Below are 12,594 nucleotides of genomic sequence, written 5' to 3' on the forward strand. Positions count from 1 at the left end.
GATCTATAATTAAATATTATTCAAATATCTGTTGAATCACTTCCAACGAAGTTGGCATTTTAAAATCAGTAATATGATAATGATAATACACCAAAATACTATCTAAAAAATCTTTTCTAAAAGTCGAATGAATCTTGATCTGATAAGGATTTTCCACAGAAAGAATGGCTTTCCAGATCATAGAAATTTCTTCATTGAAAAGTTGATGTTTGGATTCTAATGCGAAAGTTCCAGTTTCGGGATCGAGAAAATTTCCTTCGTTTATTAACGGTGCAACACCTTGAATTTTTAAAATTTTAATTAAAAAAATCAAGTGAGATTGGTAGTTTTGACTGTCTAATTCATCAATAAATTCTTCAAGGCAAAAGAAAATATCATGGTTTTTGTTTTCGTGTTTTAAATTTTGATTTAAAAAATCTGAAAGAAAAAATACTACCGTGTTACATCTAATATCTGTGTAAATATCGTTGCTTTTTACCAATTCGAATTTTGAAATGGTTTGTATACCGTTTCCTTTGATTGGATTTAAAGAAAAATTGAGCTTACTCAACGGCAAAAGAAGGGCTTTTTTCTTATTTCTCTTGGCATAAATTCCTTTCAAAAAATAAGACTGAAACCCATCTTCTTCTGTAAAACAATGCAGAACTGCATCATTTTCACCGTATTTTATGTATGATAATAGAAATCCGTTTTGTGAATTCATTAATTTACCACGGCTATTTTTGCAGTAGCTTTATCTGAACCGTCCTCGTTGGTCATTAATACAAAATAAACCCCAGAAGCCACTCTTTGCCCTCTTTGATTGTTAAGATCCCATTCGTGGTAACCTCCTCTTTCCAACGCTGAGTGTACAATATTTCCAGCTGCATCCACAATTCTGATATTGGTAACTTCTGCCAAACCTCTGATCGTTACTTTTCCTTTAAAATTAGAATAAACAACAGGGTTTGGATATACCAACACATTTCCGAAACCAGATCCTACGTCTGAAACATCACCTTGGTATGTTACAATTCCGCTATAAGAAACGAAATATACTTTTCCTGTTTTTTTGTCAATTTTAATATCAGTGATACTATTTGTAGGTAACGGAGAGTTTTCTTTCGTAAAATGTTGAATTGTTTTTTGACCATCTGCTGAAAGATAATAAACACCTCCACCATCTACAGAAACCCATTTGTGATCCCCTGCATCTACTTCGATCTGTAAAATTGAAGTATCTCTGAAAAGTTCCTCACCAAGTCCATTTTGCTCGATAATTATAGGCTCTACCTTCGCATTTGCAGGATCTTTAATGGCCGAAACAGCATTAGGTAAAACTCTTAGGCCAATGTCTCCACCAATCCATGCATCTCCAGATTTATCGATGGCAACGGAAAGTGTACCACCCGAATTGGAAGCAAAACCATTAGCTTGGTGCAAGATATATTCTGTATCATCAGAAGTATTCACTGTTTTTTTCGCATCATACGCGATAAAGTCATTTACTCTTGGTGTTGGTATCCACAATAATCCTTCATGAAATAATGGTTTTTGCGCCACCCCATAATTTTGCCCTGTATTTTTGATCAAGAAATCATCTGTTCCTCTGTCGTAAGCTCCGACTGCCGTATATGGACCAAATGCTGTTCCGTCACTAGAAAAGGCAATCGTTACGAATAAATTATTTACATCGTCAAAAGTCATACCTACTGCACGTCTTGCAAAATTATCATTGGTACCAAGATTATAATTTTTAATAAATGTAAAATCTTTAGTGCCTGCATTATATTTCATCTTGTAAACACCACGCCCCGGTGCTGTGGTATAATTTGTGAAAAATACATCATCAGGATTTACAGGATCCGATACTACATCCAACACGTTGAATGGAGTTGTACTTCCTATAAAATATGATGGGTAAATCCATTCCATTCCATTGAAATAATAAAAGCCCGGATTTTTTGCATTGGTAATAGGTGTATTATATCTACTTTCTCTTCCACCTGAAGAAACTAATAGTTGATTTTCTCCATATAAACTAATTTTATATGCATAATTCAGATAAGGTCCATCTGGTTTAAAAGTATTATTACTTTCATTTTTTATACCTGAAAGAATAGTTCCTCCATAAACACTTGATCCTATTGTTGTTGCTGTATTACATTCTTCACCTAAAATGACAGTATTGTTAAAATTTCCGTTTGTATTAAATGTATATATTCTCGCTGCATCTGTAACAACTATATTGTTGCTATTAACAACGACATCATGAACATTTGTAAAAGTTTGAGAAAGTTGTGTCGGAGTTGCGCCATTATAAATATATGTAGTTGTTGGAGATGAAAAGCTAAGAATGCCTTCCGAATCAATATGCGTGAAGTTTCCTGCCATTTCTGTTGTCCAGGTCGTGAAAACAGGGAAAGTGGTGTTCATTTCGTGTGATTTTAATCCGGTATTAGTCACAGAATACACTTTATTTCCAAAAATAGTAGCCTCGTTACTTGCCAGGTAAACACCTCCTGATAAAAAGAATGCAGAATCTTTAAACTCCTTTTTCTTTAAATCAAAAATAGAAACACCATATCCCACAGAAATCACGGCAAGATCTCCTGTAATCGAAATATGATTGATTTTTTTGCTTCCGTTGTATCCTGTTGCAATCGGAATATCAACAACATAAGTAATTCCGTCTGGTGCAACTACATCTAGTGAACCGTTTTGATAGCCTATTAACCCGATTTTTGTCTGTGGATTATAATCGAATGCTGAAATTTTAACCTCGTGCAAGCCGTTTGCTTTAGACAGCTTGGTAATTTCACCTGTAGAAATCGTATAATAGAATAGTCCGTTTTCTGCTGCTGCAACGATTTTTCCATTTTCTTCTTTCATGGCCAAAACATTGTTGTAAGAAAACAGATCTGCCCATTTTTTAGAAGAAATGTTCTGTGCATTTACAAATTGTAGGGATGCTAAAATACCAAGGGAAATTAAAGAGAGTTTTTTCATGTTATGCTATTATGCTGCTGTCAATTACCTGGTTATTCCAGGAAATATGTTTTACGTTTTTATTTGAATCGAAGAAGAAATCTATTCTTCCTAAAAGAAGCCCGGCCCAACCAACTTGATTTACCAGCACATTTTTACCTGCTCTGTTGGTAAAAGTTTGTGGTTCAGGTAAGAAAGTATGGGTGTGACCTCCCAGAATAATATCAATATTTTCTGTTTTTGAGGCTAAGATTTTATCACTAATTTTGTTGGGTTCGTCTTTGTAATCGTAACCGATATGTGAAAGGCAGATCACAAGATCACATTTTTGTTCGTTTTTCAGGAAATTGGAATAATGTTGAGCGACATCAATTGGGTCTGAATACACAGTTTCTCCATATTGTTTTTTGCCAACCAATCCATCCAACTGAATTCCCACGCCGAAAAGTCCTACTTTGATTCCATTTTTATTGAAAATCTTATATTGAGAAGTTTTTCCGTCGAGAATTGTATTTTTAAAATCATAATTTGAACAGATAAAAGGAAACTGCGCATTAGGCAAAACCTTTAAAAAGCCATCCAGACCGTTATCAAAATCATGATTTCCCATGGTTGAAGCGTCATACTTCATCATGGACATTAATTTAAATTCCAGCTCACCTCCAAAAAAATTAAAATAAGGAGTTCCCTGAAAAATATCACCGGAATCAAGAAGCAAAACATTACTTTCCTGATTTCTGATTTGCTGAATTAAACTTGCTCTTCTCGCAAAACCACCCTGATTGGGATTTTTTGTATAACTTGCATCAAAAGGCTCAATTCTGCTGTGCTGATCGTTGGTATGAAGAATCGTAAGTTTGTTTGCGGATTTCAGATCAAGAATTTTTAATTCTTCCGCCATCATCATATTGGGAGCTAAAGCCATTGCTAAAGTTCCGCCACCTATTGCTTTTAAAAACTTTTTTCTATCCATTACTTCTTACCGATAAAATTTAAACGAACATCATTATTTACAACAACTTCAGGATTTTTCTTAAAATAATCGATAAATAAATCTCTCATTTTAATTCCCGTTGAAATGGATTCTCCTTTGGCGAAAAATTTCATATTATCGCCGCCCAAAGCCAGATAATCAGACGTTGCAACGTAATACTCCTGAGCCGGATTTACCGTTTTTCCGTTGATGGAAGTTTTAATTGCCTGTCCTCCTTTTGTTTCAATAAATAAATGCGAAACCGGATTATTCACCTGATGTTCTGCGTAATAATCGAAAAGTCCCTGTAAATCCGAACCTTTCATTTTTACGATGACTATTTCATTTTCAAAAGGCATTACTTCAAAAACATTTTTAAGCAAAATATCGCCTTTCCCGATCGTTGTACGGATTCCTCCGATATTGATCAACGCCGCATCAACGTTTTTTTGAAGATTTTTTTTCGCCCACTCATCAGCTCCTTCGAATGTATAGTCTGCTAAAAGATTGCCCAGATTGCTATTGTCACCTTGTTTTGTAAGATCAACATTGGTGTGAGAGATTTTTTGGTTCATCTCTTTGTCCAATTTTTGCTTATAAGGTTCAATAAATTTTACAAACTCCTCATCATTCTTTAGCTCATTATTAATAGAAATATTCTTCTGGGTCTTCACATTCGTAATCTGCATGGAAGAAGCCGATGAAGCCGTCTTACAAGCCGAAAGTGTAGCCAGAGCAATTCCTAGTAACAAGAATTTATTTTTCATAATATCTTTTAGTATATGCAAATATAATTATATGTATAATAAAACATTATTAATTATTAGAAATTCTTAGTCGAAATCATTAAATTTGGCAAAAATAATTCTAACAGATGAGCATTTTAAAAGGAGTAGGTGTTGCATTGGTGACGCCCTTTAATGAAGATTTATCCGTAGATTTCGACAGTTTAACGAAACTTGTTAACTATAACATCGAAAACGGAACCAATTATTTAGTTGTTTTGGGAACTACAGCGGAAGCTGCGACGCTTTCTGATGAGGAGAAGAAACAGGTGATTGAGCATATCATTAAGGTTAATAATAAACGTGTTCCTCTAGTTTTGGGGATTGGCGGAAATAATACTCTTGAAGTTAAGAAACAGATTGAAGAAGCAGATCTTTCTGCATTTGAAGCGGTACTTTCTGTGTCTCCATATTACAATAAGCCTAATCAGGAAGGGCTTTATCAGCATTATAAAGCTTTGGCTTCTACGGGGAAAAATATCATTATTTACAATGTTCCATCAAGAACAGGACAAAATCTTGAAGCGGAAACAACTTTACGTTTAGCCAATGAATTCCCAAATTTATTCTTAATTAAAGAAGCTGCACCGAATATTTTACAGTATTTTGATATTTTAAGAAAAAAACCAGAAGGTTTCAATTTGGTTTCAGGAGATGATGAATATACACTTCCTGTAACTTTGGCAGGTGGAAATGGTGTAATTTCTGTGATCGGACAGGCGTATCCAAAAGAATTTTCAACAATGGTTCAGTTGGCTTTCGATAAGAAAGTTGATGAAGCGTACGAAATTCACAACAAATTGGTAGAAATTACAAGACTGATTTTTGCTGAAGGAAATCCTTGCGGAATTAAAGTAATTTTAGCAGAAATGGGAATTATTAAAAATTATTTAAGACTTCCTCTTGTTCCTGCTTCAGAAGGACTTTATGCTAAGATTAAAGCGGAAATGGCGAACATTTAAGAATTAAAAAATTCAATTTATCATAAAGTGGAAAGCCAATGGTTTTTCACTTTTTTTAATCATAAAATTTACAGAAATGAAATTAATAGAAGCAACAGAGAAAGACATTCCATTAATTCAGGATTTGGCAAGAAGATCATGGGAAAGTGCTTACGTTGGAATTATTTCCGATGAACAGATTAATTACATGTTGGGGGAAATGTATTCAACAGAGGAAATTTCAAAACATCTTGAGAGCCCAAGCTATCATTATTATTTAATTTTAGATGAAAATAATAATTCATTTGAAGGTTTTATTGGTTATGAACATGGATATGAAGAAGGCACAACAAAACTTCACAGGATTTATCTTGTTCCGGAAAGTAAAGGAAAAGGCTTTGGAAAAGGAGCGCTTGATTTTTTAAAGCAAAAGCTTTCTGAAAACAACGACAGTAGAATTATTTTAAATGTAAATAAAGAAAACAATGCAAAAAAATTCTACGAATCACAGGGTTTCAGAGTATATAATGAAGTTGTTTTGGATATTGGAAATGGTTTCGTAATGGATGATTACCAAATGGAGTATTTAATTCACATTTAATTGACTTAAAATTCTGTAACATTTAATTATAATTCTATAATAAGTGATGTTTCTTTTTGAGCCATCTTTGCAATAGAACCAAATCACTCTATAACAATACATTCATATGCTTGGTTTGAAGCTATTTTAGCTTTTTATCGGTATATTTTTTTTCATCCTTAGTGTTTAAATTCCTGTATTCAATAATGCAGGAGTTTTTTGCGTCTAAACATTTTGTTAAAATTTTTTATCTAATTCACTTTTATATGAAATAAAGTTGTTATATTTACGTAAAAATTTGACACTTGTACTAGGATGAAAATGTATGTGAAATTTGATTTCAATGCGCTTTGCAAAAAGGTATTGGATGAGAAACTAAAAGAGCAGGGATTGAAATATCGACTGCTGAACTTTGGCGAAGTAGAATTTTATGAATCTTTTACGAAAGAACAACATAAAATTTTTAAGAAAAACCTTGAAGATTACGGAATAGAAATAATTGAAAGCCAAAAAACGGCTTTGGTTCAAAAAATCAAAGATGCGATTGTAGAATTGGTTTTTTCTGATGAAATAATTCCTGTAAAAGCATCGATTTATATTGCCGAAAAGCTCAATCATAGCTACGGATATTTATCGAATCTGTTTTCTGAAGTAGCCTTTACTTCAATTGAAAACTTTATTATTATTCAAAAAATTGAGTATGCCAAAGAATTGATTATCAATAATAAACAAAGTCTTACAGAAATTGCTCACAAACTAAATTATTCGAGTGTAGCTCATTTGAGTACGCAGTTTAAAAACACAACGGGAATTACTCCTTCACAGTTTCAAAAGATTGTTACAAAGAGAAGAGAGGCCCAGAATATGTTCATTAACACAGAAATGCAGTATGAATAGAGAATATCTGAATGTAATTTTGGTGGACAACGACGAAGGCAATCAGATTTTCTTCAAAAATATATTTAAAGATTTAAAAATAGGAATTAAAGTTCAGGTATTTTGTAACGGCGAAAATCTGATGGAATATTTGAAAAGCGAAGAAGCTATTGTTCCGGAAATTTTATTCATTGATTTTGATATTCCAAAGAAAAATAGTCTGGAATGTTTACATGAAATAAAAGCAAATGCAAAGTTTGATCAAATGATAACAACAATCTATTCCGACCGATTATCGGAAGCAGAAATTGAAGATGTTTTTGTAAAAGGTGCAAATATTTTTATGAAAAAACCTGATAATTATACTGAGCTTAAGAAAGTTATTTCCGAAGTAGTAACAGTAAACTGGCAGTATCAGACATCAGGATTGAATAAGAATAACTTTATCATGAAGGTGTGATAAATTGTATGTAAAACATCCGTTAATTAAAATTAAATTTTTATATTTGTTACATAATATTCACATAAAGGTGAAAATTTTATAACGAATAATGAAAATAATATAAAATATTTTAGTGATGTATTTAGCACTTTTGTATTATTAAAATCGGAACACAGATTTACTATATAAAAAGCATCAAATGAATGGGAAAAATTTTTGTTTCAGAGAAACTAAATTATATAAATCACAATGTTAGTTAAACAAAATGAATTATAATAATTTCCAATTTATAAGCGTAGAAGATCTTTAAACAAAACGGTACAATCATGAAAACTCGAAAAGTAGTTAAAGGACAAATTCGTTTCATTTTAAAAAATCCTTTGGCGAAAACCTAGTTAGTTTTTATAAATAAGCAAGTTGGAAACATAATTCATTTTGTTTTTAATTTATCTTAATAGTTTTCGGCTGATTTCAAATAAGATATAAATATTCTCTCACACCACTTCACAAAATATTAAGCTGACTAATAATTTAAATTAAAAGTAATTTCTTCAAAATAACAGTTTTATAAGGGGGACCGCGGAAAGATATTCTTTTCGCGGTTTTTTTATGAAATTTTACTCCATTTATTTTTTCCGTTATAATTCCTCAGATAGTAATTTTTAATAATCTGATTCTCCGGTCTGGTTAATAAAGGATCGGCTTCCAGGATTTTTTCTACCGTATTTTTCGTTGCTTTAATGATTGCCGAATCGTTTACAAGATCCAGTCTTTTAAAATCCACAACACCGCTTTGCTGCGTTCCCAAAATATCTCCCGGACCACGAAGCTGCATATCAACTTCAGAGATTTTAAAGCCGTCAGTCGTCTCAACCATTGTCTTGATGCGGGTTCTGCTGTCTTTTGATAATTTATCGGAAGTCATTAAAATACAGTAACTCTGTTCTGCACCACGACCAACGCGCCCACGAAGCTGATGAAGCTGGGATAAACCAAATCTTTCGGAACTTTCAATAACCATTACAGAAGCATTCGGAACATTTACACCTACTTCAATTACCGTTGTAGCAACCATAATTTCGGCTTTTCCTGAGGCAAAATAATTCATCGCGGCATCCTTTTCATCGGGTTTCATTTTTCCATGAAGCATCGTGACATTGTAATTCGAAAAATTATCCATAATATGCTCCAAACCTTCCATTAAATTTTTATAATCCAATGTTTCAGATTCTTCAATCAAAGGATAAACAAAATAAATTTGCCGACCTTTCTGGATTTCTTCACGACAGAAATTGTACACATAAGCTCTGTCTTTTTCACGTCTGTGAGCCGTAATGATAGGTTTTCTTCCAACCGGCATTTCATCAATTACAGAAACATCGAGATCAGAATAAAAACTCATCGCTAAAGTTCTCGGTATAGGAGTGGCGGTCATTACCAGAATATGAGGCGGAATTTTATTTTTTGCCCAAAGTTTTGCACGTTGAGCCACACCAAAACGGTGCTGTTCATCGATAATGGCAAGACCAAGGTTTTTAAATTTAACTTTATCTTCCAAAACAGCATGAGTTCCTACTAAAATAGAAAGTTCGCCATTTTCTAGTTCTTCATGAATTTTATTTCGTTCAGATTTTTTGGTTGAACCTGTTAAAAGTCGGACCTTGACATTTGTATTTTCTAGAAGTTCTTTAATTCCGTTAAAATGTTGCTGTGCAAGGATTTCTGTTGGAGCCATCATACAGCTTTGAAAACCGTTGTCTAAGGCAATCAGCATCGTTAATAAAGCGACCATTGTTTTTCCCGAACCAACGTCTCCCTGCAGCAACCTGTTCATTTGGATAGGACGTTTCATATCCATTCGGATTTCTTTTAAAACTCTCTTTTGAGCTCCCGTTAAATCAAACGGGAGATGATTATTATAGAAATCATTAAAGTAATCTCCTACAATCGGAAAAGGATTTCCTGTTGTATGTGTTTTATGATGAAGTTTTTTTAAACCAAACCCCAGTTGAAAAAAGAAAGATTCTTCGAATTTTAAACGATAATTTGCCTTCTCAAAATGTTCCATATCCTTCGGAAAATGGATGTTGAGATAAGTGTGTTGCCTGGATAAAAATTTAAAGGCTTTCATCAGATAATCCGGAAAATTTTCATAGATAAGATTCGGGATTTCTTTACAGACATTTCTTAAAACGACTTGAAAAAATCTTTGATTTAAACCTCTTTTGGTTAATTTTTCTGAACTTGGATAAATGGGTTTTAAACGATTTTCGGTGTCCTTTTTTTCCTCAACTTCTATTTCCGGATGCGGCATAGAATATTGATTGTTAAAAACATTGATCTTTCCAAAAATATAAACTTCCTGATTGATCGGAAGCTGCTCTTTCAACCATTTTGAATATTGAAACCAGACCAAATCCATTGAACCCGTATCATCATTAAATTTGGCGGAAAGTCTTTTCGTTTTTCCCGTCTGAATTTCCTGAACATTGGTGATTTTTCCCTTTAACTGAACATCTGTTGAAACGTCGCTGAGTTGAGAAATCTTATGAACTTTACTTTTGTCCAAGTAACGAAGAGGGAAGAAGTTCAGAAGGTCTTCCACGGTGGAAATTCCCAACACACTTTTGATGAGTTTAGCTTTTTCAGGACCGATTCCTTTTACATATTCTATAGAGGTTTCGAGATTCATTTTTCGGGTTTCAGGATACGGGTGTTGAAGTTTTAATCTTTAAATTTTGGTTAAAAAAACGAAGGTTCGAATTTCGGGAAAATAAAAAAGACTTCCAAAAAAATTGAAAGTCTCTCTTATATTTTTTAAGATTAAACTCAAATCAAGCATCTCGAAATTTTAATCATTCTTTTATTTTTGATTTAAATTTTTTCTGATAATCTTCCCATTGTTCTCTCGAACGGATTTTCTTGAAAAGATCTTTAGAAATAAGCTCTAAATAAGGTTCTAATTCTTTTGCAGATAGTTCTCCCTGTAAAATGGTGATAGGATCTCCTTTTTCATCCAAAAAAACAGTACTGGGAACAGCTCCTACATTCATATATTGTGTAAATTCATGAAGAGAATTTCTTCCTTTCTTCTTTTCCTGATCAGGATTTGAAAATGTTCTTCCAAAAATTTCGTAAGACGCTTTCTCTTCTGCATTAAATTTTACAGGATAATAATTTTGATTTAAAATATCAGCTATAACCTGATGCCCGTAGGTTTTTTTATCCATTATTTTACACGGACCACACCAGTCTGCGTAAAAATCAATCAGTATTTTTTTTGGATTTTCTTTCTGGGCTTTTAAAGCTTCATCGATCGTCATCCATTTTACCTGCGCGAAATTCAGTGTTAACCAAAATAGGCAGATTATGCTTATAATTTTCTTCATAATTTGATATTTAAGTAAAAATAAGCATAATTTACTTATTTCTATTTTACATCCTGCATTAATTTTTTTACAATCGGAGAGATCAAAATTAATACTACACCGGCAATAACGGCATATAATCCCAATTGTTTATATCCATCAGTATAAGTGATAAAAGCATCATAGTTTGTCGAACCTTCTTTTGCAGTAGCCAATCCTGCACCAATGATTCCTGCAACGTATTGTCCGTATGCAGAAGCCAAAAACCACATTCCCATCATCATTCCCTGAAGATTTTTGGTAGAAAGTTTTGTCATGATTGATAAACCAATGGGTGAAAGACAAAGTTCTCCCAAAGTGATAATTAATAAAGCAAGGGTAAAGAAATTTAATGATGTGATTCCCTGAAGGTTTACGAAAATTCTTGTTGCGAATAAAACGTAATATCCTAAACCTAAGAAAATGAAACCTAGACCGAATTTAATAATAGTATTCGGCTCGATTTTTCTTTTATTTAACCAAATCCAAAGTAATCCAATCAACGGTGCAAGAAAAATAATGAAGAACGCCCCTCCTGAATTATTGACACCATTTGGATCTAAACCTAGTAAATCTTTATTTAAATTCTTCGCCGCGAAGATACTTAATGAACCTCCACTTTGCTCATAAATCCCCCAGAATAAGATCGAAAATAAAATGAAGACTAAAGCTGCCCACAGTTTTTTGCGTTCTGAAGGCGTTACTTTTGTCATTTCGTAGAACAAATAAATCAACGTCAATGGTCCGATTGTCCACATGAAATAATCTGTATATTCGGTTTTTGCAACCATTACCATAATTATTGGAACGAAGATCAATGATAAAACATAAACTCCGTACTCCTGCCATTTTGGAATGGGTGCAGATTTTATTTCGTTATCAGGATGTCCCGGCTGAAGACCGATTGTTCCTAATCTTCTTTGTGTAAAGACAAAATTAATTAAACTGATAACCATAACAATCGCAGCCAATCCAAAAGCGACATTCCATCTTAATCCCTCTGAAATTGTATTGGCTAAAATTTCACCTTTTCCGATTGCAATACAAAAATATCCACCAAGCAATGCTCCAAGATTAATTCCGGCATAAAAAAGTGAAAATCCTGCATCAGCTCTTGAATCGTTTGGCTTGTAAAGTTGTCCGACCATTGAAGAAATATTGGGCTTGAAGAAACCTGTTCCTACAACAGTAAATGCAATTCCTAAGAAGAAAAATTTGTGAGGATCTGTTGCTAAAATTAAGCTTCCTACAATCATTAAAAGTCCGCCCCAAAATAAAGATTTTCTGAAACCTAAGATTTTATCCGCAAATAAACCGCCGATAAATGTAAAAGCATACACAAACGCCTGTGTTGCACCGTATTGAAGATTGGCTTCACTTTCATGAAAATTAAGTTGAGAAATCATAAAGAAAACCAACATACCTCTCATTCCGTAGAAACAGAAACGTTCCCACATTTCAGAGAAGAAAAGGCTCCAGATCTGCCTTGGATATTTTCCTTCGAAATTTTGTATTTCTTCTAGAGTTTTGCTCATAATTGTATATGATTAAATTTTAGTTAAGAGTTCTTTCAATTCTTGAGTATCAACAATTGAAAATTTAATAAAGAACACACGAAAATAA

Annotated in this window: 11 protein-coding genes; 4 read left to right on the forward strand and 7 right to left on the reverse strand. The window is 33.1% G+C overall.

Going from position 1 to position 12,594, the window contains the following annotated elements; all coding sequences use genetic code 11:
* Positions 1-16 precede the first annotated feature (16 nt).
* Genes recO through ACKX2A_RS15920 form a run of 4 tightly spaced genes read right to left on the reverse strand, consistent with a single transcriptional unit; the run spans position 17 to position 4,707 of the window.
* The gene (gene recO, locus ACKX2A_RS15905; RefSeq protein WP_415325780.1) at positions 17-703 is read right to left on the reverse strand and encodes a DNA repair protein RecO; all 687 of its coding nucleotides are present in this window, start codon (positions 701-703) and stop codon (positions 17-19) included.
* Entirely contained in the window at positions 703-2,988 is a 2,286-nt protein-coding gene (locus tag ACKX2A_RS15910) for a T9SS type A sorting domain-containing protein (RefSeq protein ID WP_415325781.1), read from the reverse strand. The genes recO and ACKX2A_RS15910 overlap by 1 nt, the downstream gene beginning before the upstream one ends.
* A 1-nt stretch (position 2,989) precedes the next feature.
* Complete coding sequence (locus ACKX2A_RS15915) at positions 2,990-3,940, reverse strand: bifunctional metallophosphatase/5'-nucleotidase (RefSeq protein WP_415325782.1); 951 nt, start codon at positions 3,938-3,940, stop codon at positions 2,990-2,992.
* Complete coding sequence (locus ACKX2A_RS15920) at positions 3,940-4,707, reverse strand: 5'-nucleotidase C-terminal domain-containing protein (protein ID WP_415325783.1); 768 nt, start codon at positions 4,705-4,707, stop codon at positions 3,940-3,942. Before ACKX2A_RS15920 ends, ACKX2A_RS15915 begins: the two co-directional genes overlap by 1 nt.
* A gap of 107 nt (positions 4,708-4,814) precedes the next feature.
* On the opposite strand from ACKX2A_RS15920, the gene dapA reads away from it, so the two are divergent.
* The 4 genes from dapA (at position 4,815) to ACKX2A_RS15940 (ending at position 7,582) form a co-directional block, all read left to right on the forward strand.
* Positions 4,815-5,687, forward strand: coding sequence for a 4-hydroxy-tetrahydrodipicolinate synthase (gene dapA, locus ACKX2A_RS15925; RefSeq protein WP_415325784.1), 873 nt, complete (start codon positions 4,815-4,817; stop codon positions 5,685-5,687).
* 76 nt (positions 5,688-5,763) lie between these two features.
* Positions 5,764-6,267 (forward strand): GNAT family N-acetyltransferase, encoded by a 504-nt coding sequence (locus ACKX2A_RS15930; RefSeq protein WP_415325786.1) that lies wholly within the window; start codon positions 5,764-5,766, stop codon positions 6,265-6,267.
* 294 nt (positions 6,268-6,561) lie between these two features.
* A complete protein-coding gene (locus tag ACKX2A_RS15935; RefSeq protein ID WP_415325788.1) occupies positions 6,562-7,143 on the forward strand; it encodes a helix-turn-helix domain-containing protein in 582 nt (193 codons plus the stop codon).
* Complete coding sequence (locus ACKX2A_RS15940; protein ID WP_415325790.1) at positions 7,136-7,582, forward strand: response regulator; 447 nt, start codon at positions 7,136-7,138, stop codon at positions 7,580-7,582. Before ACKX2A_RS15935 ends, ACKX2A_RS15940 begins: the two co-directional genes overlap by 8 nt.
* 589 nt (positions 7,583-8,171) lie before the next feature.
* On the opposite strand, the gene recG is transcribed toward ACKX2A_RS15940, so the two are convergent.
* From recG to ACKX2A_RS15955, 3 genes are all read right to left on the reverse strand, one after another.
* Complete coding sequence (gene recG / locus ACKX2A_RS15945) at positions 8,172-10,256, reverse strand: ATP-dependent DNA helicase RecG (protein WP_415325792.1); 2,085 nt, start codon at positions 10,254-10,256, stop codon at positions 8,172-8,174.
* A gap of 163 nt (positions 10,257-10,419) precedes the next feature.
* Positions 10,420-10,953: a thioredoxin family protein gene (locus ACKX2A_RS15950; RefSeq protein WP_415325794.1), complete on the reverse strand. Its 534-nt coding sequence runs from the start codon at positions 10,951-10,953 to the stop codon at positions 10,420-10,422.
* Between the two features lie 41 nt (positions 10,954-10,994).
* Positions 10,995-12,506 carry a peptide MFS transporter gene (locus ACKX2A_RS15955; RefSeq protein ID WP_415325796.1) on the reverse strand — a complete coding sequence of 504 codons (1,512 nt, stop codon included), beginning with the start codon at positions 12,504-12,506 and terminating at the stop codon, positions 10,995-10,997.
* Positions 12,507-12,594: the final 88 nt, after the last annotated feature.

It is taken from the genome of Chryseobacterium sp. MMS23-Vi53 (genome assembly GCF_047651245.1).
In the GTDB taxonomy this organism is placed as follows: Bacteria; Bacteroidota; Bacteroidia; order Flavobacteriales; family Weeksellaceae; genus Chryseobacterium.

What these genes read in the sequence shown, in the direction of transcription:
- recO (WP_415325780.1), bottom strand. Translation starts at nt 703, where the DNA reads ATGAATTCACAAAACGGATTTCTATTATCATACATAAAATACGGTGAA.
- ACKX2A_RS15910 (WP_415325781.1), bottom strand. Translation starts at nt 2,988, where the DNA reads ATGAAAAAACTCTCTTTAATTTCCCTTGGTATTTTAGCATCCCTACAA.
- ACKX2A_RS15915 (WP_415325782.1), bottom strand. Translation starts at nt 3,940, where the DNA reads ATGGATAGAAAAAAGTTTTTAAAAGCAATAGGTGGCGGAACTTTAGCA.
- ACKX2A_RS15920 (WP_415325783.1), bottom strand. Translation starts at nt 4,707, where the DNA reads ATGAAAAATAAATTCTTGTTACTAGGAATTGCTCTGGCTACACTTTCG.
- dapA (WP_415325784.1), top strand. Translation starts at nt 4,815, where the DNA reads ATGAGCATTTTAAAAGGAGTAGGTGTTGCATTGGTGACGCCCTTTAAT.
- ACKX2A_RS15930 (WP_415325786.1), top strand. Translation starts at nt 5,764, where the DNA reads ATGAAATTAATAGAAGCAACAGAGAAAGACATTCCATTAATTCAGGAT.
- ACKX2A_RS15935 (WP_415325788.1), top strand. Translation starts at nt 6,562, where the DNA reads ATGAAAATGTATGTGAAATTTGATTTCAATGCGCTTTGCAAAAAGGTA.
- ACKX2A_RS15940 (WP_415325790.1), top strand. Translation starts at nt 7,136, where the DNA reads ATGAATAGAGAATATCTGAATGTAATTTTGGTGGACAACGACGAAGGC.
- recG (WP_415325792.1), bottom strand. Translation starts at nt 10,256, where the DNA reads ATGAATCTCGAAACCTCTATAGAATATGTAAAAGGAATCGGTCCTGAA.
- ACKX2A_RS15950 (WP_415325794.1), bottom strand. Translation starts at nt 10,953, where the DNA reads ATGAAGAAAATTATAAGCATAATCTGCCTATTTTGGTTAACACTGAAT.
- ACKX2A_RS15955 (WP_415325796.1), bottom strand. Translation starts at nt 12,506, where the DNA reads ATGAGCAAAACTCTAGAAGAAATACAAAATTTCGAAGGAAAATATCCA.